The sequence below is a fragment of the Marinomonas sp. G8-14 genome (assembly GCF_055808935.1).
Genome location: NZ_CM147891.1, coordinates 2,980,745 through 3,000,733, shown reverse-complemented (window position 1 = coordinate 3,000,733; position 19,989 = coordinate 2,980,745). Strand labels below are relative to the sequence as shown.

21 protein-coding genes are annotated in these 19,989 nt (G+C 43.4%); 17 read left to right on the top strand and 4 right to left on the bottom strand.

Annotation, left to right across the window (positions count from 1 at the left end; translation table 11 throughout):
• Positions 1 to 3 precede the first annotated feature (3 nt).
• Genes AC0L6V_RS15365 through AC0L6V_RS15355 form a run of 3 tightly spaced genes read right to left on the bottom strand, consistent with a single transcriptional unit; the run spans position 4 to position 2,682 of the window.
• Positions 4 to 1,362, bottom strand: a complete 1,359-nt coding sequence (locus tag AC0L6V_RS15365) for a DUF3482 domain-containing protein (RefSeq protein ID WP_418138397.1) — start codon at positions 1,360 to 1,362, stop codon at positions 4 to 6.
• Positions 1,363 to 1,365: 3 nt separating this feature from the next.
• Complete coding sequence (locus AC0L6V_RS15360) at positions 1,366 to 1,620, bottom strand: hypothetical protein (protein ID WP_418138396.1); 255 nt, start codon at positions 1,618 to 1,620, stop codon at positions 1,366 to 1,368.
• Positions 1,621 to 1,674: 54 nt separating this feature from the next.
• Entirely contained in the window at positions 1,675 to 2,682 is a 1,008-nt protein-coding gene (locus AC0L6V_RS15355; RefSeq protein WP_418138395.1) for a DUF2868 domain-containing protein, read from the bottom strand.
• 305 nt (positions 2,683 to 2,987) lie between these two features.
• Between AC0L6V_RS15355 and AC0L6V_RS15350 the strand changes: the two genes are divergently transcribed.
• Complete coding sequence (locus tag AC0L6V_RS15350; protein WP_265218032.1) at positions 2,988 to 4,601, top strand: methyl-accepting chemotaxis protein; 1,614 nt, start codon at positions 2,988 to 2,990, stop codon at positions 4,599 to 4,601.
• Between the two features lie 88 nt (positions 4,602 to 4,689).
• Here the strand turns inward: AC0L6V_RS15350 and AC0L6V_RS15345 are convergent, their stop codons facing one another.
• On the bottom strand, positions 4,690 to 5,151 hold the full coding sequence (locus AC0L6V_RS15345) for an Lrp/AsnC family transcriptional regulator (protein WP_265218031.1): 462 nt from the start codon (positions 5,149 to 5,151) through the stop codon (positions 4,690 to 4,692).
• Positions 5,152 to 5,244: 93 nt separating this feature from the next.
• Here AC0L6V_RS15345 and AC0L6V_RS15340 point away from each other — a divergent pair, with 93 nt between their 5' ends.
• From AC0L6V_RS15340 to AC0L6V_RS15265, 16 genes are all read left to right on the top strand, one after another.
• Positions 5,245 to 5,472, top strand: a complete 228-nt coding sequence (locus AC0L6V_RS15340; RefSeq protein WP_265218030.1) for a hypothetical protein — start codon at positions 5,245 to 5,247, stop codon at positions 5,470 to 5,472.
• Between the two features lie 95 nt (positions 5,473 to 5,567).
• Entirely contained in the window at positions 5,568 to 6,245 is a 678-nt protein-coding gene (locus tag AC0L6V_RS15335) for a DMT family transporter (protein WP_265218029.1), read from the top strand.
• A 325-nt stretch (positions 6,246 to 6,570) separates the two neighbouring features.
• Positions 6,571 to 7,053, top strand: a complete 483-nt coding sequence (locus tag AC0L6V_RS15330; RefSeq protein ID WP_265218028.1) for a TRAP transporter small permease — start codon at positions 6,571 to 6,573, stop codon at positions 7,051 to 7,053.
• Positions 7,050 to 8,330: a TRAP transporter large permease subunit gene (locus tag AC0L6V_RS15325; RefSeq protein ID WP_265218027.1), complete on the top strand. Its 1,281-nt coding sequence runs from the start codon at positions 7,050 to 7,052 to the stop codon at positions 8,328 to 8,330. Before AC0L6V_RS15330 ends, AC0L6V_RS15325 begins: the two co-directional genes overlap by 4 nt.
• 15 nt (positions 8,331 to 8,345) lie before the next feature.
• Positions 8,346 to 9,338 (top strand): TRAP transporter substrate-binding protein, encoded by a 993-nt coding sequence (locus AC0L6V_RS15320; RefSeq protein WP_265218026.1) that lies wholly within the window; start codon positions 8,346 to 8,348, stop codon positions 9,336 to 9,338.
• 107 nt (positions 9,339 to 9,445) lie between these two features.
• Positions 9,446 to 10,141 carry an L-ribulose-5-phosphate 4-epimerase gene (locus AC0L6V_RS15315; RefSeq protein WP_265218025.1) on the top strand — a complete coding sequence of 232 codons (696 nt, stop codon included), beginning with the start codon at positions 9,446 to 9,448 and terminating at the stop codon, positions 10,139 to 10,141.
• Between the two features lie 5 nt (positions 10,142 to 10,146).
• Entirely contained in the window at positions 10,147 to 10,980 is an 834-nt protein-coding gene (locus AC0L6V_RS15310) for a Cof-type HAD-IIB family hydrolase (RefSeq protein ID WP_265218024.1), read from the top strand.
• A complete protein-coding gene (locus AC0L6V_RS15305) occupies positions 10,977 to 12,509 on the top strand; it encodes an FGGY-family carbohydrate kinase (RefSeq protein WP_265218023.1) in 1,533 nt (510 codons plus the stop codon). Before AC0L6V_RS15310 ends, AC0L6V_RS15305 begins: the two co-directional genes overlap by 4 nt.
• 29 nt (positions 12,510 to 12,538) lie before the next feature.
• The gene (locus AC0L6V_RS15300) at positions 12,539 to 13,183 is read left to right on the top strand and encodes a 3-keto-L-gulonate-6-phosphate decarboxylase UlaD (protein ID WP_265218022.1); all 645 of its coding nucleotides are present in this window, start codon (positions 12,539 to 12,541) and stop codon (positions 13,181 to 13,183) included.
• A 6-nt stretch (positions 13,184 to 13,189) separates the two neighbouring features.
• On the top strand, positions 13,190 to 13,948 hold the full coding sequence (locus tag AC0L6V_RS15295) for an IclR family transcriptional regulator (protein WP_111639086.1): 759 nt from the start codon (positions 13,190 to 13,192) through the stop codon (positions 13,946 to 13,948).
• 9 nt (positions 13,949 to 13,957) lie between these two features.
• Positions 13,958 to 14,827: an L-ribulose-5-phosphate 3-epimerase gene (locus tag AC0L6V_RS15290; RefSeq protein WP_265218021.1), complete on the top strand. Its 870-nt coding sequence runs from the start codon at positions 13,958 to 13,960 to the stop codon at positions 14,825 to 14,827.
• Between the two features lie 256 nt (positions 14,828 to 15,083).
• The gene (gene yiaK, locus AC0L6V_RS15285; RefSeq protein ID WP_409418743.1) at positions 15,084 to 16,091 is read left to right on the top strand and encodes a 3-dehydro-L-gulonate 2-dehydrogenase; all 1,008 of its coding nucleotides are present in this window, start codon (positions 15,084 to 15,086) and stop codon (positions 16,089 to 16,091) included.
• A 70-nt stretch (positions 16,092 to 16,161) separates the two neighbouring features.
• Positions 16,162 to 17,274, top strand: a complete 1,113-nt coding sequence (locus AC0L6V_RS15280) for an ATP-binding cassette domain-containing protein (protein ID WP_418138394.1) — start codon at positions 16,162 to 16,164, stop codon at positions 17,272 to 17,274.
• 35 nt (positions 17,275 to 17,309) lie between these two features.
• A complete protein-coding gene (locus tag AC0L6V_RS15275; RefSeq protein ID WP_418138393.1) occupies positions 17,310 to 17,675 on the top strand; it encodes an ATP-binding cassette domain-containing protein in 366 nt (121 codons plus the stop codon).
• 61 nt (positions 17,676 to 17,736) lie between these two features.
• Entirely contained in the window at positions 17,737 to 18,786 is a 1,050-nt protein-coding gene (locus tag AC0L6V_RS15270; protein ID WP_265218017.1) for an ABC transporter permease, read from the top strand.
• Between the two features lie 78 nt (positions 18,787 to 18,864).
• Entirely contained in the window at positions 18,865 to 19,977 is a 1,113-nt protein-coding gene (locus AC0L6V_RS15265) for a substrate-binding domain-containing protein (RefSeq protein WP_265218016.1), read from the top strand.
• The last annotated feature ends 12 nt before the right edge of the window (positions 19,978 to 19,989 follow it).

Genomic DNA, 19,989 nt, shown 5'->3' with positions numbered 1-19,989 from the left:
GCGTTAATGGCTATTTTGCTCAATGGCTTTGTCTAAGTACTTCTGTAAATCTCGTACGCTTGGATGTGTATCCGGTAGATCTTGTGTTGCCCACTCTGGGTGCTGTTGCGCTTGTTTCCAATATGGCTTTAGCTGAGCGATTAGGTCGTCATTTTGTGTCTGAGTGTTGAGTTCATAGGCTTGTTGCGTCGCGTGACCACGCTGATGTAGGTGATGAATGGCACTTAATCCTCGTAAGCACAGTAGCGTTAGTGTGGCGTGATCAAGACACAGATAGTAGCGGTTGGTCAGTTTGCTTTTCAGTGTGTCTTTGTAATGCCTCCCTGTTTTCCATGTGGCGCCAAGTAAGGCGCCAATCGTTGTGGCTGTTCCAAGCGTTAATCCTGCCGACATCACATCAATACCAGCGCCAATTGCTGCGCCTGTTAGCGCGCTGGTGCCACTTTCGATTCCCCATTCTTTAAGCGTCTCTTTTGCAAATATATCTTGCTGCCAGCGGTCATTTTGAATGGCTAATGGCGTAGCGATTAAGTCTTCTTCTTGGAATTCATAAAGACGCAAAAGTTGACGGATAAAACGATTTTCTAGTGAGCGTACGTTGTCTTCAAAAGCACGTGATTCATTGTCAGCTTGGGGATAACTCGAGCATTCAAGACGAGTGCTGGCCGCTTTTAACATTAACTCGGCTAATTGACGGCTGGCCATGGTTTTGCGTAATTGAGCGGCTTCTTCTCGAGATTGAATAAGCTGAGCAATGGTGTCGTAGTCTTCTGGCATTAAACTTTGAATACTTTGGTAAAGACGTTTTTCATCTTCAAAGTAAAAGGCCACCGTGTCGTATTTTATGACGGCGTGCAAATGACGTTCTGCTAATACTTTGCGCCAAGCATCTGTATGCGCGCTGGCTGTCGCACTGAAATTCAAAATAGGAATAATGGGTTTATTGGCGCTGGCCAGCAAGGTCAGTTCATCAAGGTATTTGCCTAACGGTGCTTGGCGAATATCAATGACGTATAAGATGATATCGGCTTTAGTAAGTTGTTTTAGAATTTTCGCTTCTTGTTCGAATTCGTCTTGGGCAAATTGGCTGTCGCAAAAGGGCTGTAGCCAGTCCGCACCTTGGAAAGATTGAAATCTGGGCGAGTGGCGAATTTGCCAAAGACCAATTGAATCTTCAAACCCAGGCGTATCGGTCAATGTCATGACCGATTGCTGACCGATCTTTATTTTGACACTTTCCACATGTCGAGTGGTGCCCGCTCTATCGTTAACCTCGCCAAAGTCCTGACGGCGTAACAAAGTACGAATCAGCGATGTTTTGCCTGTGTTTGCGTGGCCAACCACTAAAAGGGAAATTGACACGGTTTAGTCCTTTTTCGAAAGAAGCGTTGAAGGCAGACTTGTTTCTCTGGCAAGGCGTTGCCAATCTTCGACAAATCTGTCCTTGCCGTTATCTAATATCACCATCACGACAGCAGGATACCTCATGCGGGCTTGGGAGAAAAAGCGTCTTACCCCGCGGTCTGGGCTTTGTCTGCCATTGACCAAGATATAAATTGGCTCATCACTGGATAAGGTTAAAAATTGATTTTGCTCTTCTCGGCTGTTTAACAAGGACACAGAGCGTGCGTTGCTTAACTCATCGGGTTTGGCGTCACTCCACTCGAACAGGCCTCAGCGCGTGTTATCTGAAAGTGTGCCATTGTGTGTCGCGTCGGTATGGATGCTTTTGCTTGTGTCTTTATGATCGTCTGCATCCAAAATATGTCGATTGTGACTTTCTTGTTGTTGGTAACGATTTTGGATGATTTTTTCTTGTGTACTAAGCGGCCGTGTTGCGCGTGTAATGTGATACATACTTAGGCAGAGGATGGTGAATACTAGCCGTGGTAAGACGCCATAAAACATAATGCTTGCGAGCAGGAAATTGGCCCAATGTTGTCTTGTGATGGCCGTTTGTGACACGAGATCCACTCGGCTTGCGAGAATATCAAGCTGGTTTGGTAGTGCGATACCAAACCACTGGGGGAGGAGGCTTAATGTCTGTGTTAATTGAATAAAAGCGTCATCGCTTAATAACGTCGTTTCCCAGACAAAATTAACTTGATTGGTGAGCAATAACAATAAAGTCATCAACCAGCCAGCTAATAGATAGCAGCCCCATGCAGCATGGGAAAGACTGCCAATTAGCCATTTATTCGAATGTGTCGGGCATTGCCAGTGTAGGTAGGCTTCACTTATATCTTTATTGATGTGTGAGTGTTTACTGATTTTTTTGTTAAAGAAAATCAACAGGCTTAGCAGTATCCCCTTACTGTTTGTATGTTGTCTCATGGTGGCCATCATGGTGACACACCACACAATAAAGTTCAGTGCGTGAAAGCCTAGCAAAATAATGAACAACCAGAAAATGTTCACTTGATCGCTTTGGTTCGTCACAAAGGCTGGTGGTACTGCCACCAACCCTAAGATCATGGACGCCATCAGTACGGCAAAAATAGTACGATTGAAATAGCGCTTTAATTGCCTCAATTGTGCTAAATAGCTTGTCGGTTTGGGAGACGTTTCTAAGTCTTTAAGTGCATCCGTTAAGCTATTTGCCTGCGCAGAGAGTCGAAACTCAGTATGAGATTCTAACCAAGCCGCTAGAGCGAGTTTTGCACTGGGTGTTGGAAAAGTCATGCTATGGAATGCTCTTTTCAAGGGTTTTATTAGGAGTTTTTTCTAACAAGCGGCTTCTCCTTTAAACGATTTTGCTTTACTTAGTAGTGTGTTTTAAGTGAAAATTTTTCACTTATCATTCAAATAAAATTAACAAAGACAATGAGTTAGTTATATTTTGAGTTAGATCAATAAAAACGTATTAATACGTTATTTAGTTCAGTATAAATGTAGGTAATTGTTAAACCGCATTGCTCAGTGAGTGCCAGTAATTCTATCATGGCTTATATGTTGTAAAGCGATAGTTTTTGTTAGGAGACAAAGCAATGCGTTTAAATTCTATTAGAGTAAAAAGCTCACTACCTGTTTTGATCATGAGCATCACATTCATCATTGCATCCGCGTCTATGGGGTACATAATCAATCAACTTAATGGTGCTTTAAATGCACATGCAGACTCTTACGGAAAAGCCTCTGCCGTTATTCTGAATGCGGACCGAGATCTTTATCAAGCCAAGCTGGCTGAACAGCGTATTGTGGTTGGTGTGGGTAATCTGATCGATGAAGAAAAGGATAGGGTTGAAAACGCCCAACAGGTGAAAGATAGGTTTAATTTATTTCGTCAGTATTTAGCGAATGAGCCACAAGTTTTTCAGGCGTTTGGCGAATTTGAGAGGGCTTTCAATACTTGGCTAAATGCGTCCAACGCTTTTGTGGCTTTAAAACCTGGTGATTCAGGATTTGATGCGGCAGAGCAAAAAGCCAATGCTGACTTTCAGGCATTAAGAGGCATGCTGGATAAAGCTGGTGAAGCGGTCAATGCTCATGCAGACCTATCGAAAAAGCGCATTAAAGAACAAGTTTCTGTCTTTGAAGAGTTTGCGGTAGTTATCGTCCTTTTGGGTTTACTTATCGCGGCTTGGTTTAGCTACAGAACACCAAAAACGCTCGCTAATCAGGTACGTTATTTAGGGCAACGCATTCGTGAAATATCGGAGGGCGATGGCGATTTAACTCAACGTATTAAGTTTTCGACTGACGATGAGCTAGGTGATCTTGCCAAAGAGTTTAATGACTTTGTTGGCCGTCTAAGAGGGATTATCAGTAATATTCACAAACAATCAGATGCCTTGGGTGATATGACAGGGCAGCTTAATAATGTTGCCAAACAGACGTCAGGAATTACGACTGCATTAGCGAATGCGTCAGCTTCCATTGTCAGTGCTGGTCACCAAATGGATATGTCCAATCAACAAATGGCGACAGTAGCGCGTGATACTGCCGATGAGGCGAAGAATTCTAATAATTTGACCCAAAGTGGTATGGCCGCAGTCAATAAATCTCAACATGCCATTACAACGCTAGTGGCAGATATCGAGCTTGCCCTTGGTCGCTCTGGTCAGTTGCAAAAGAGTTCAGAAAGTATCGCCTCTGTTTTGGAAGTGATTCGTAATATCGCCGAACAGACTAACTTGTTGGCACTGAACGCTGCAATAGAAGCCGCTCGTGCAGGTGAGCAGGGTCGAGGCTTTGCTGTGGTTGCGGATGAAGTTCGTACCTTGGCAACCCGTACCCAAGACAGTACCAATGAAATTGAAGGCATGATTGAGCAGCTTAAGATTAATGTGTCTGAGTCGTCTAAAGCGATTCAAAATAGTCGTGATAACGCTGAATCTACGGTTACCAACTTTGGTGAAGTGACTAAAATATTTAATGGTATACAGGCATCATTTGCAAAAGTTCAAGAAATGGCGGCTCAGACCGCGCAGGCTACTCAAGAACAATCTATTGTTTCCAATGATATCAATCGCAACATGGTGTCGTTGAAAGATCAGACTGATTCCATTCAATCTGTATCTGATTTACTAGCTCAGCAAGCGAAAGATATTACTCAGTTGTATAAAGGATTAGATCAGCAAGTAGGCAGCTTTAAGGTATAGCACCGACGGAAAGCGTGCTCCACAGACAAAACCGTTTATCGAGAGATAAACGGTTTTGTCGTTTTACGCTTTGACAAATGGGGAGAGATCAGGAGATTCTTTTTAGCGGCAATGGCGCCGCGGTTTTTACCGAGCGAATAGCAAAGTGGCTTTGAATGTCTTTGACATGAGGTAAGGACTGTAAGGCTTTCAGAATGCGTTCGTAATCTTGTAAATCGACGGCCACCACCTCTAATCGATAATCCGCAATGCCAGACACAAGATGCGCGCTAATGATGTCTTCCATCTCCAAAATCGCCTTCTCAAACACAATGTGTTTATCGCCTGCGTGGCTTTTCAAACGCACTTCCACAAACACCGTCATGGAGAATCCTGCCTTTTGACGATCAATGCGAGCGTGATAACCCTCGATCACACCAGAGTCTTCCAATTGCTTCACGCGGCGTAAACAAGGCGAGGGCGATAAGTGGATTTCCTCCGCCAATGCCACGTTAGTCAGACGTCCGTCTGATTGCAGATGAGAGAGAATATCTAGGTCTGTTTTATCCATATTGGCACACTTAGTAATTTATAGAATCGAATTGAGTGTTATATGCTAAAAAATATCCTTTCTTGAGGGTAAATAGCAAGGACATGCTCGCGGATGAGAGCAGATAATAAAGCTATCGATTTCCCGCGAGGTGGTTATGCCGCAAACAGTCTCACAACACACATCATCCATGTCCGCTCAAGAGCCGCCAAAATACAAACAATACGCCACTGGCTGGGGCTTTCGCCTTGGTCTATTAGCTGCCTTGGTGAGTATTTTGATTTGGGCTTCTTGGCTGGTCAGTATGCGTGCTGGTATGACCAACACCTTGACTGCCTTTGATTTAGGTATACTGCGATTTTCTCCGCCAGCATTATTACTGTTTCCTTTCTTATGGCGCGCTAGAGCCTCAAGTAAAAGCCGTTTCTCCCATACTTTTGCTCGGTATCGTTTGTGGTGCAGGCTTACCGTTTTTCTACCTAAGTGCCACCGGTTTGACATACGCGCCAGCATCTCACGCAGGTTTATTGATTCTTGGTGCCTTTCCCTTCTTCGTAACCTTGTTGGCCGTGCTTTTTTATCAAGAAAAAGTCAGCCGTGAACGCAAGATTGGGTTGAGCTTCGTTTGTGCAGGCGTGGTGGTTTTATTCAGCTTGTCGCTGCTTACTGCGCCTGAGAACACCTGGAAAGGCGATTTATTATTGCTTGCTGCTAGCTTCTTTTGGGCTGTGTATACCGTGAGTCTGCGTATCGCTGGTTTACCGCCTTTGGTATCAACAGCGTTGATGGGCTTGGTATCCTTGATCGCGCTGGCGTTTTTATGGGCAACTGGATTAGCTTCCAGCGGCTTAGCGAACGCCTCTTGGGATATGTTGGCAGGGCAAATTTTTGTGCAAAGTATACTCGTTGGTTTGATGACAGGGTTCTCTTACGGTTACGCCATCCAAAAACTCGGCGCTGAAAACATGGCCGCCATCGGCGCCTTCACCCCAGTACTCGCCGCACTCATCGCCATTCCAGTACTTGGCGAACATCTAGAAAACTACTCCATCGCCGGACTCATCTTCGTCAGCATCGGCGTCGTTATTGCCAGTGGGATTTTTAAGAAGCGGTAGTTCATTTAGGATCATGTTTTTTATGATCTATAAAACACGCTTTTAATACACGCTACTGAACTGCCTATCTTTTGTGATCAAGATAGGCAGTTTTTTTATGCCTATTTTTCTTAAGTCGCAAATTTCTAAAAAACTGTACAGAAAAGCTTCACTTAATTTATTTTTGTGTCATTATACGGGAATATAGTTTTAAAGTATTCCGTATTGCGGAATATTGGTCGGTTTTACTGTTTTCTACACTCTGACAGTAAACGATCAAACGAAAATAATAAGTATAAAAAGCAGTTAATGGGATTTCCCATTCAGTTTTTAGAGGTTTTACACCATGAAAAAAATAATAAAGTGGATGTGGAAGATTATTGACGTACTGATCACAAGTATTTTGGCTGTGATGGTGGTACTGGTCTTTACTAATGTGGTTCTGCGTTATGGTTTTTCATCCGGTATACGTTCATCTGTTGAACTATCGCGGTTAGGTCTTGTTTGGATTGTTTTGTTGGGAGCTGCCGCTGTGTTACGTCGGGGGGAGCATCTTGCCGTAACCGAATTTTCTGAGCGTTTTTTCCCGTCTGCCGTGCCGATTTTAAACCGACTTATTTGGTTGGTTATTCTCATTTCATCTAGCATGTTATTCATTGGTGCGTTAAATCAAACCTTAGCCAATTGGCATAATATTTCTCCTTTAACCGGTTTACCGTCGGCATTATTTGCCCTAGCTGGGGTGATTTCAGGTTTGTTGATTGGTCTGATTTCTCTGGTTCGAATCTTTAATCCTAGCTGGTTATTGGAACAGGAGGATGACGAATGACACTTTTTATTTTTCTTGGTGTGTTGATCTTATCTATTTTACTGGGCCTGCCTGTTTCTTTTGCTTTACTGCTGTCTTCTATGGCGCTAATGCTACATATGGATTTGTTTAGTGCGGACATTCTGTCCCAGGCACTGATTGGCGGTGTAGACAGCTTTACCTTGTTGGCGATTCCTTTCTTCTTGATAGCAGGGGAAGTGATGGCGACAGGCGGTCTTTCTGAGCGTATTGTGCGTCTTGCCAATACCTTTGTTGGTCATCGTAAAGGTGGACTGGGCTATGTCGCAATTTTCACTTCTATTTTATTAGCCGGTTTGTCTGGTTCAGCGGTAGCAGATGCGGCTGCCTTGGTCAGTATCCTCTATCCAATGATGAAGAAAGCCAATTATCCAGAAGGCTCATCCATCGGCTTGTTGGCGTCTGGTGGCATTATTGCCCCAGTTATACCACCGTCTATTCCGCTCATTTTGATTGGTGTTGCGGGTGGTATTTCCATTAAAAACTTGTTTATTGGCGGTATTATTCCTGGCTTGTTAATGGGTGTGACACTGGTGTTTCTATGGAGTTTTATTGTCCGCAAAGAGAATTTGACACTACAGAAAAAAGCCACTGTAAAAGAGAAAGTAGCAGCGTTAAAAGACGGAATCTGGGCATTGTTTCTTCCGATTATCATTTTGGGTGGTATTCGTTTCGGTATATTTACCCCAACAGAAGCCGCGGTTGTCGCTGCTGTGTACGCTATTTTCGTATCCGCTTTTATCTATAAAGAGCTGAGCTTCAAACGTTTGTATTACGTACTGGGTCGGGCAGGGCGTTCTACAGCGATGGTGATGTTTTTAGTTGGGTGTGCCATGGTCGCTGCATGGTTGATTACTGTGGCACAACTTCCTCAACAACTGGCTGAAATTCTAGCCCCTATGATAGACAACCCTCGTTTGTTAATGGCAGTGATCATGTTGCTGGTTTTCTTAGTGGGTATGGTGATGGATTTAAGTCCAACCATTTTAATCCTAGTTCCGTTGTTAATGCCCATCGTCAAAATGGCGGGGATTGATCCGGTTTACTTTGGCTTAATGTTTGTTATTAACACCTCTATTGGTCTGATTACGCCTCCTGTTGGTACGGTTTTAAATGTCGTGTGTGGCGTGTCTCGAGTCTCTATTTCTACCTCTGTGAAGGGGATTTTACCCTTCATAGGCGCTTATGTTTTGCTGTTAATACTCTTCATAGTATTTCCCAGCATCATCACTGTTCCGATGAAATTTATTATTGGATAACCCAAGGAGAAAATAATGAAAACAATAAAAAGATTATTTAAAGGTGTTGGTCTGGTATCCGTTGTTTCCTGTGCTGTTTTATCAACTTCAGGTTTTGCGGAGACGACACTAAAGTTAGCACATGCCGCTCCAGAGTCAGATCTGCAGCAAGACATGTCAGTGTTTTTTAAGAAAGAAGTGGAAGCTCGAACCAATGGTGACGTCAAAGTTAATATTTTTCCTCAGGGTCAGCTTGGTAATGATGAGCAAATGATTCAGAGTACTCGATTTGGCTTAGTCGATTTCTCTATTGTTGGGCTGAATAACTACTCAGGCCTTTTACCTGAATCGGCTGCATTTACCTTGCCTTTTATGTTTCCTGATCGCCAAACTGCTTACAAAGTGTTAGATGGAGAGGTAGGTCAGTCTGTCTCTAAACAAATGGAAGCCTTTGATTTAAAAGGTCTAGGTTATCCAGAAAATGGCTATCGTAATGTGACCAATAGCCGAGGGCCAATTCGTACTCCCGCTGATGTAAAAGGCTTACGTATGAGGGTCAATAATTCTAAAGCCTTAAACGATATGTTTAATATGTTAGGTGCGAATCCGGCCCAAATTCCGGTTTCGGAGCTCTATACCGCACTAGAAACAGGTGTTGTTGATGCACAAGATCATCCTATCGGCGTGACTTTGTCTTTTAAGTTTTATGAAGTGCAGAAATTCTTAAGTTTGACTCAACACGCTTATTCGCCTCTTGCCTTTACGATGAACTTAAAGTCCTTCAATAAATTAAGCCCTGCGAATCAATCGATTATCACGCAAGTAGCGCAGGAAGCTGTTGAGATGCAGCGCAAGCTGAGTATTGAAAAAGAAGATTCTATGATTGCTCAATTGGAAAAAGATGGCATGAAAGTCAACCGAGATGTCGATGGCGCGGCTTTCCAGCAAGCCGTTAAGCCTGTTTGGGATGCCTTTATTAAAGAGCATGGTGACAAAATGATCAACGATATTTTAGCCGCATCAAAGTAGTCATAAAGCCTTGGCTCGGTGCTTTCTATTCGTTTAAGTGCCGAGTCTAGAGGCGTTTTAAATAAGCTAGAAAATCCTTATATGCAGATTATTTTTCGAGAATCATCATGTATCAGACATTAAAAGAAAGAGTATTGAAGGCCAATTTACAGCTACCTGAATATGGCTTGGTGACCTTTACATGGGGCAATGTGTCAGAAATTGATCGAGACAGAGGTGTGATTGCGATTAAGCCGTCTGGTGTGGAATACAGTGCAATGACGGCCGACGATATTGTCATCATTGATCTTGATGGGAGACGCCTTGAAGGGAGTTTGAATCCATCGAGTGATACCGCAACGCACATAGAACTTTATAAAGCGTTTCCAACTATCGGCGGTATTGTTCATACCCATTCGCGCCATGCGACTATATGGGCGCAAGCAGGATTAGATATTCCTGCCTTAGGCACGACTCATGCGGATTATTTTTATGGTGATATTCCTTGCACCAGAATGTTGACGGCCGATGAGATTGCAAATGATTACGAGAAGAATACTGGCTTTGTCATCATTGAGGAGTTCCAACGACGAGGCATCAATGAAGTGGCGGTTCCTGGTGCCATCATTTCTGGTCATGCGCCTTTTTCTTGGGGTAAAGACGCGTTTGATGCGGTGCATAATGCCGTGGTGTTAGAAGAAATCTCTGCGATGGCAATTGGAACCCGAGCGTTGAATCAGCAAATAAAAGTACAAGACGAACTACTGAATAAACACTACATGCGTAAGCATGGTAAGAATGCTTACTATGGTCAAAAGAAGTAGAGATTATGTATAAATTATTGGCGCTTGATTTAGACGGCACTGTGCTGAAATCTGATCGTACTATTAGTCCTATTTTGATTGATAAAATCCGCATTTTAGCTGAGAGTATCCCGATTCTAATAGTAACAGGACGTCACCATACGACAGCGAGGCCTTATTATCAGCAGCTAGGGCTGACAACACCGATCATTTGCTGCAATGGTACCTATATTTACGATTATCAAAATGAGCAAGTGCTAGAACACAATGCTTTGCAAAAAGATGTGGCAAAACAGTTTGTTTCACTTGCAGCAGAGCATGATTTGACGACAGTTATGTATGTTACTAATGCCATGCTTCACTCGAAATATCGTCCTTTGCCATATGTGGAATCGTTATCTGAATGGGCAAATTCCTTTCCAAGAGAAAATCGTCCGCAAATACATAAAATTAACGATTTTCATCACGAAATTGAACATCACCCTCATGTGTGGAAATTTGTTGTTGAAGGTAAGAGGGCCGATCATTTTGCTGGATTACCTTTTGTGCAGCAGCACTTTAATGGGGAATATTCTTGGGCAAATCGAATAGATTTTGCTCGCATTGGCAACACCAAAGGTACCGCCTTGGCTAAGTACCTAGAAGGAAAAGATATTCTAGCTGAGCAAGTCGTGGCTGTCGGTGATCATCATAACGATATTTCTATGTTGATGTTGGCTGGAATGGGCGTTGCTATGTTGAATGCTGATGAGGCTATACAGCAGCTAGCGGATAGAGTCACCGCAGCAACAAACGATGATGATTGGGTATTGGCGGACTTAATAGATCAGCTTTTTCTGTCTGAAGGAGAAGACCGATGAATTATTTTATTGGCTTAGATTCTGGTGGTACCTTCATGAAAGCCGCTTTGTTAGACAGTAACGGTCAACAAATAGCCATTGCAAAAGTGTCTGCGAAAGTGCTTAACGAGCAACAAGGCTGGGTAGAGCGTGCCCTAGACGATTTATGGAGCGATGCGAAATCCGCTATCGTTAAACTGCTTCAATCCGTTGACATTGCGGCTGCTGATATAAAAGGCTTAAGTATTTCAGCCCAAGGAAAAGGAGTGTATCTGTTAGATAAAAAGGGCGAGAATTTACGCAATGGTATTATCTCGTCGGACTCCAGATCCCTCGGTATCGTGAAAAAGTGGCAAGAAGACAAAATCCCTGAAGCTATTTACCCAATGACATTACAAACCTTATGGACAGGGCACCCTGTTTCCATTGTTCGCTGGTTAAAAGACAACGAAGAGGAAAACTATCGTCAGATCGGTGCTATTTTGATGGCGCATGATTACCTACGATATCGTCTGACAGGTAACATCGCCGCTGAATTAACCAATATATCAGAGAGTAATTTCTTTAATGCTACTAGCGGTGAATATGATCCTGAATTGCTGAGAATGTTTGGTATTGAAGAGGTGTTTTCTGCGCTCCCTCCGATCATTAAACCAGATGAGCTTGCCGGCTATGTTACTCAAAAAGTGGCGGAAGAAACGGGTTTAGAGGCTGGTACTCCGGTGTTTGGCGGCTTGTTTGATGTGGTTTCGACCGCGATTTGCTCTGGTATTAATGCGAATGAGAATACCCTTAATTATGTGACAGGTACTTGGGCTGTGACCTCAGGTATTGCGACTGGTATTCCTTCTGAATCAGACATAAAAGAGTCAAATTACAACTATGTGTATGGTCATTATGTCTTAGATAAGCAATACATCATACATGATGCCAGTCCAACCTCGGCAAGCAATTATGAGTGGTTTCATGATTACCTAGGCAAGGATGGTGAAATAGATCATCAGACTAATCAACAGCTGGTCTCTGAGTTACCCGCTGCCGCTAGCGAGCTATTTTTTGTGCCTTTCCTTTATGGTTCTAATATGGGCCTGGGTATTAAAGCAGGCTTTTATGGCTTACAAGCCCATCACACAAAAGGTCATTTGATTCAGGCTATTTGGGAAGGAATCCTGTTCTGTCATAACCTTCATTTAGATCGTATGCGTGTCCGTTTTCCTCGTGCTTCTGTTCTTAGAGTGACTGGAGGGACGACGACTTCTGAGGTGTGGATGCAAATGCTTGCGGACTTAACGGGGATGTCGGTGGAAATTCCTAGTATTGAAGAAACGGGGTCTTTAGGTGCGGCTTTGATGGCCATGGTTGGTGTTGGTGAATACGCTAGTATTGAATTGGGCTTAGCAGCAATGAACATTCAGACGAAACGAATAGAACCAAATCCACGCCACTATCACGCTTACCAACACAAGTATCAGCGCTATTTGCAATTGGTTAATCTATTTAAAGAGTTCGAGAGCAAAGCATTTGAAAGTAAACAGTTTGAAAAAGCCTAATTAAAATGTTCATTATTGAAGGAATCGCTATGACTAAACCTTTATTGCAGGTCGCATTAGATGCCACTGATATACAGACAGCGATGGCATCTGTAGAAAATATTGCCGATTATGTGGATGTTATTGAAATAGGTACTATTTTGGCATTCGCTCATGGAGTGAAAAGTGTCACTTTGCTGCGCGAAAAATACCCTCAACATGTTATTGTTTGTGACATGAAAATCACCGACGCTAGTGCTATTTTAACGAAAATGGCATTGGCGGCAGGAGCTAATTGGGTCACTGTGAGTGCAGCGGCACACATAGAGACCATTCGCGCCGCGTATAAAGTGGCTGAAGAATGTTCTGGTGAAATTCAAATTGAGCTATATGGCCACTGGACATTAGAGGATGCTAAGGATTGGGTTGATATAGGCATTACACAAGCTATTTATCATCGCTCAAGAGACGCTGAATTAGCGGGCGTGACATGGACGCAAGAAGATCTAATAAAAATGAAAGCGTTATCGGATTTAGGCATCGAATTATCTATCACGGGTGGCATTGTGCCCGAAGATTTGTATCTGTTTAAAGATCTTAAGGTGAAGTCTTTTATCGCAGGCCGTGCATTGGTCAGTGAAGAAGGTCGATCGATTGCTGAATCCTTCCATAATGAAATTAAAAAATATTGGTAGGTATGAATGAGTGAACAAATAAAGTCACTTCTAAAATCGTTAAGTGTATTGGAGTTTTTAGGTCAATTTCCCAATGGCGCCTCATTGCAGACGATTGCAAAGCAAACAGGGATGACCAAGTCATCAGCCCACCGCATTCTTTCAACATATGAAAGTGCGGGCTATGTTACTCAGCTATCCAGTGGTCGTGACTATCGACTAACGATGAAGCTATTGCATGTGGGGCAGGTGGCGTTAAATTCAGATGTGACTGGTTTTGTGAAACCTTATTTAACGCAATTACTTGATGTCATTAATGAAACGGTAAATTTCTTGGCGTTTGATGGGGATAACATCCTTTTCAAGGACAAGTTAGAACCAAGCAATGCTTCGTTTCGTACGCGAACCTATATTGGATTGCATTCGCCAGCTTACTGTTCGGCTGCGGGTAAATGTTTTTTAGCTTTCGCCTCAGACCAGATACGCGAAGCTTACTGGCAGCGTAATCACAATACAATGCGACAGCTAACGGAAAATACAATCTTGGAAAAAGGCGCATTCTTTCAAGAGTTGGAACGAGTGAGAGAGCGAGGTTTTGCGATTGATGATGAAGAAAATGAAGCAGGTATTTCCTGCGTAGCCATTCCAGTTTTCAATAAAGATGGAATGCCCATTTACGCCATTAGTGTGTCATCACTGACGCCTAAGATGGCTCGATTAGGCTTTGATTCCTTGGCTGAGACGATAGCAAAGACCGCCAAGCTCATCGAGGCAAAACTATTTTGAGGTGATGCTGTGATTAATTTTGCAAAGAAGTTCCGTCTGGGTATTTATGAAAAAGCAATGCCTGCTGAGCTGAGCTGGCGTGAGCGTTTAGTTAATGCTAAAGCGTTAGGTTTTGATTTTCTTGAAATATCCGTTGATGAAACTACGGATCGACAAGCCCGCCTTGATTGGTCCGATGAGGACATTTATGCGCTCAGAAATCTTTGCATTGAACTGGATATGCCACTGCAATCAATGTGTTTGAGTGCTCACCGTAAATACCCTTTTGGCTCGATGGACGATAAGGTAAGGGAGCGCGCTTTTGAGATTATGGAAAAGGCCATTGTATTGGCTTACAAGCTTGGTATTCGTTGTATTCAGATGGCGGGCTACGATGTTTATTATGAACCGCAGTCAAAAGAAACCCATCGTCGTTTTGTAGAAGGCATGCAACGTGCTGTCAAAATGGCTGAGAGAGCGGGTGTCTTGCTTGGTGTAGAGATCATGGATACGCCGTATTTAAATTCCTTGAGCAAGTTTGAGGTGCTGAAACGCGAAATTCCTTCTCCGTTTTTCATGGCTTATCCGGATGTGGGCAATATTTCTGGCTGGAATCATGATGTGCCAACGGAGTTAAAACTTGGTCAAGATCATATTGTACAAATTCATCTCAAAGACACATTACGCGTCTCACCTGAGTGCAAAGGGCAGTTCCGTGATTTGGTTATTGGTCAAGGTGAAGTTGACTTTCATGCCATTTTTAAAACGCTGGCAGAAATAGACTATGCGGCGCCTTTTGTCATAGAAATGTGGGCGCAGAATGATCATTGGTATGAAGACATTGCTCATGCCAAGGCCACGCTTGAACGTATTGCTCATGAATCTGGTTTACTGCTTTAGTTGCGTCTATTAAGAGAGTAATCGTTTGCTCTGTTAATGAGCAATACTGATGAATTGTCTCTTCCCCTTTTTTTCAAATGTCCTTCCTCGATATTCAATCGCTTAATTTTTATTTAAAAATTAAGCGATTAGCTTTGTCTGTGAATAAAAAATATAAAAGTTGATTAAAAAAGCTTCACATATTCTGGCTTTGTGTCATTATACGGAAATACAATAACAATATATTCCGTAATACGGAATTAAGGTTGCACTTATTATGCCTATCATTTCGGTAGAACAACTTCAAAATACGTATGAAAAAATTCTCTTATCTCGAGACATGGCGTCTGACATGGCTAAACGTCTAGCGACAGGTTTCGCAGATATGGCGAATGAAGGGGTTTACTCTCATGGTATCAATCGTTTTCCGGTCTTTATTGGTCAAGTAGATAAAGGGCAAATTCAGCTCAATGCTATCCCAGAATGTGTCAATCAGATGGGCGCACTAGAGCAGTGGGATTGTCATTATGGGCCGGGTGTTTTGAATGGTTTAATTTGTGCTGATCGTGCCATGGAATTGGCCCGTGAGTATGGCATTGGTATGGTCGGTATGCGTAATTCAAATCATTGGATGCGCGGTGGAGCTTATGTATTGGAAATGGCTCGCCAAGGCTTTGCTGGTATTGCGGCGACAAACTCTATTGCTGTAATGCCCGCTTGGGGAGGGAAAGATCATCGCATCGGAACCAATCCGCTGATTATGGCCATTGCAGGTGAGCCCCCTGTATTGGTTGATTGTTCTATGTCTCAATTCTCTTATGGTCAGCTACAGAATCATGTCTTAGCCGATAAAGAATTGCCTGTTGTTGGTGGTTATGACAATGAAGGCAATTTGACCAAAGACCCTCATATTATTTGGGAAAACAAACGTGTTCTTCCAATGGGTTTTTGGAAAGGTTCATCTATGTCTATCGTGCTAGATATGATGCTAACGGCCATCACAGGCGGCCGCTCAGTTCCGGCCATTACCGAAGATCAAGACGGTGAGTTTGGTGTATCGCAATTCTTGATTGCCATTGACCTAAGCAAAACCATCGAAAAAAACCAGTTTGCAGCAGAAATGCAGCGTATTCGTGACTATGTTTTGGCATCAGAGCCTGCTGAAAGTGGTGAGGTTTCTATTGCTGGATCCAAAATACAAGCCTTTATTGATAAGCATGAAAAAGCCGGTGGCATTGAGATTCACCCTGATATTTGGAGTCAGATTCAACAACTCACACAGTAAGACGGGTAAATATCAGCGTTAATAGACATCGATTACTTAACAATAAAAATAATGTAAGTGGGGAGAGGTCATGTTGGAAGCTTGTGAACAACAAAAGTCAGTAACATCTCTTTTGCAGTTTAAGAATGTGAGCAAACGTTTTGGCAATAGTTTGGCCGTGAATGATGTGTCTTTTAACGTAGGCTCGCATTCTGTCGTGGCGCTATTGGGGGAAAATGGTGCCGGTAAATCGACTTTGATCAAAACCTTAGCGGGTATTTATCAAGAAGATCAGGGTGAGATCCTCTATCAAGGCGTCAAGTTAGATCAAAAAAACAGACACCATGATGAGATTGCTTTCATTCATCAAGACTTAGGTTTAGTCGACTGGATGACAGTGTCAGAAAACATGGCGTTATCCATGGGATATTGTAAAAAGTTTGGCTTAATCGATTGGCAAGCAACGGACGCACGTGCCGCAGAGGCGTTAGCCAGTGTTAACGCAGACATTGATCCACGTACTCGAGTATTTCGCTTATCACGTGCAGAACAGTCTCTTATCGCCATTGCGCGTGCAGTGTATTGCAAAGCAAAAATTCTTGTTCTCGATGAACCTACTGCGAGTTTACCTGCCGCCGATGTGGCGCGCTTATTTGAAGTGATTCGTGATTTGCGTCAGAAAGGTGTTGGCATGATTTATGTTTCTCACCGATTAGACGAAGTCATGGAAATCTCCGACAGTATGGTGATTATGCGTGATGGTCGTTTGGTTGCAGAATGCGCCACTCAGGGTATGCAGGCGAAAGCATTAGTAGAGCTGATTGTGGGGAATGCCCAAAAAGATTTCCAGCGTCTCAGTGTAGACCCTAGCGCGCCAACTGTGCTTGACGTTTCTAACTTTGAAGCGGGCAACGTTGGCCCTGTTTCTTTCCACGTAAAACAAGGTGAAATCCTCGGTCTGATTGGCTTGCGCGGTGGCGGTCAAGGAGAGGTTGGGCGCGCCTTGTTTGGTGACTATCCAATATTTAATGGTCAAGTACGCCTAGATGGCAAATTGCTCAGCCTAGACTCTACTTCCGCTGCCATTCATGCTGGTATCGGTTATGTGGCTGGCGAACGTGCAGAAAATCTTGCGATGTCCATGTCGGTTCAAGACAATTTTTTCTTAACCCCTTGTTGGGTAACCCTCCTTTATTTGCATTAAATACCTTATCCAAAGAGCAGAATATTGCGAGCGATTTGATAGATCGTTTTGATGTGCGTCCAAGAGATCCTGACCAAACCATTGAGAATCTTAGTGGCGGTAATCAGCAAAAAGTCATTATGGCGCGTTGGTTAAACTTAAATAAGCGAGTCTTGATTTTGGATGAGCCTACAGCGGGTGTCGATGTGGGAGCAAAAGCAGAAATTTATAATTTGCTCAAAGCCTCGGTGAGTAATGGCCTCACTGTGATTGTGGTGTCTACTGACTTTGAAGAAATAGAGAAAATTTGCAATCGCTGCTATGTGTTCAGCAAAGGGCGCATTCATAAAGAGTTAACTGAAAATGAGATGACCTTTGCCAATATGCTGGAGGTGGCTTCGGCAGATGGTGCCGTTAATTAATTTTCCCCGTTCCTACAAAAAGTTGATTGGCTAAAATAAAAATTATAGTGAGTAGCAGACGATGACGACTTCCATAAAATCTACGGCGTTAGAGCCGGACCATAACGATAAAAATTCAGTAAATGAGGGGGTACTTTCCCATATTGGGCGCTATCTTCCCGTGTATGGTTTACCTATTTTAACCCTACTGTTGATATTGTTTTTTTCCGTATTATTACCGGATACTTTTCCGACCATGCTGAATTTACGCTCAATTTTAAGTGATAAATCCATTATCGCGATTCTAGCATTGGCGGCCATGATACCCATGTTGACGGGGAAGATGGATCTAACCGTTGGTTATGGCATTGTGCTTTGGCACATTTTAGCGATTAGCCTTCAAACCAAATTTGGCATGAGCTGGCAAATGGCGGTTTTCGTCGTTCTAGTTTGTGGCATGCTGTTTGGTCTTCTGAATGGCCTGTTAGTTGAAATGGCGAAAATTGATTCCTTCATTGCCACGTTAGGTACAGGCACAGTGATCTATTCCGTTGCACTTTGGTATACCGGAGGGCGTCAGGTAATTGGTTCACTGGATGCCGATTTCTATTCTCTTTCAAATGCTTTCTTTTTGGGTTTACCTGCACCTGCATTCTACGTGATGGGCATTGCTATCTTGCTATGGATTGTCACTGAACGCTTGCCTCTAGGTCGTTGCCTTTATGCGATTGGTGCGAATCCAAGAGCAGCGGATTTGAATGGTATTCCAGCCCGAAAATATGTCATTGGGGCATTTGTTACCTCTGGTCTATTAACCGCTTTTGCTGGGGTGTTGTTGGCAGCGAAACTGCGTATCGGTCAGGCGAATGTTGGCTTGGAGTTTCTCTTACCCGCGTTAGTTGGGGCTTTTCTCGGTTCAACGACGATCAGACCTGGACGAGTGAATGTGCTGGGTACTCTTATCGGGGTCTCTATTCTGGCGGTGGGTATTTCCGGCATTCAGCAGCTAGGTGGTGCCTTTTATATTGAACCTCTGTTCAATGGTGCAACGTTACTAATATCCATCGGTATTGCTGGGTACGCTCAGCGCCGAGGTGGTCGTATAAAACGACTTATTAAAAAGAGTGAGTAGTAAGGCGTAGGGAAGCGCGTTAATGGGTTCGATATTTAACTGCGATGTATAAAAACAAAAAATACGAATGAGGTTGTCATGAAAAAATATCAGTCAATTTTAAAATACAGCACTTTGAGTTTATCTATATTACTTGCCATGGGAGCGACTAGCGCCAAGGCGGATGATTTTTTAGAGATGGCAAAAGCAAAAGTTCAAGCGGCCACGGCTCCTTATAATACATGGGATGGCCCAACAACCGGTCCTAAAGCTGTGTCTGGAAAAACGATTGTTTTTTTAGCATCTGATATGCGTAACGGTGGGGTACTTGGTGTTAGTAATGGTGTAGAAGAGGCTGCAGTCTGGACTGGTTGGAACGTTCGTGTTCTAGACGGGCAGGGCACTGTATCTGGCCGTACCGCGGCGTTTAACCAAGCGATAGCATTAAAGCCGGACGGTATTGTATTAGGGGGCTTTGATGTGAACGAACAATCAGCAGCACTGGAAACCGCAACACAACAGGGCATTAAGGTCGTGGGCTGGCATTCTGCGCCAACCCCAGGTCCCGTTCCAAGCAAAAATCTCTTCTCTAACATTACGACTAGTGCGGATGATGTGGCTGAGATTGCGGCATTAGCCGCTGTGGCAGGCTCCAATGGTAAGGCTGGTGTTGTCATTTTTACTGATTCAGCTTATGCCGTTGCGATAGCAAAATCAGACGCCATGGCAAATGTCATTAAGCAATGTAGCGGATGTACATTGATCTCTGTGGAAGACACGCCATTATCAGATACGTCAACACGCATGCCTCAGCTAACGACCTCTTTGTTACAACGCTATCAAGGTCAGTGGACTTACTCTTTGGGGATCAATGACCTTTATTTTGATTACATCGGGTCGGCATTAAATGCGTCAGGCCTGCCTGCGGATAAGCTACCGAGTAATATATCTGCAGGTGATGGTAGTCAATCGGCTTACTCGCGCATACGCTCTAACTTTAATCAAGTAGGCACAGTACCAGAGCCACTTAATCTGCATGGCTGGCAAGTTGTTGATGAACTAAACCGAGCCTTTGCTGGCGTTGCTGATAGTGGCTTTGCGACCCCTGTACACTTAGTCACTCCGGAGAATATTCAGTTTGACGGTGGTCAAAACGATATTTTCGATCCAGACAACAATTATCGTGAACACTACAAAGCCATTTGGAAATAGTTAACGTTTTAA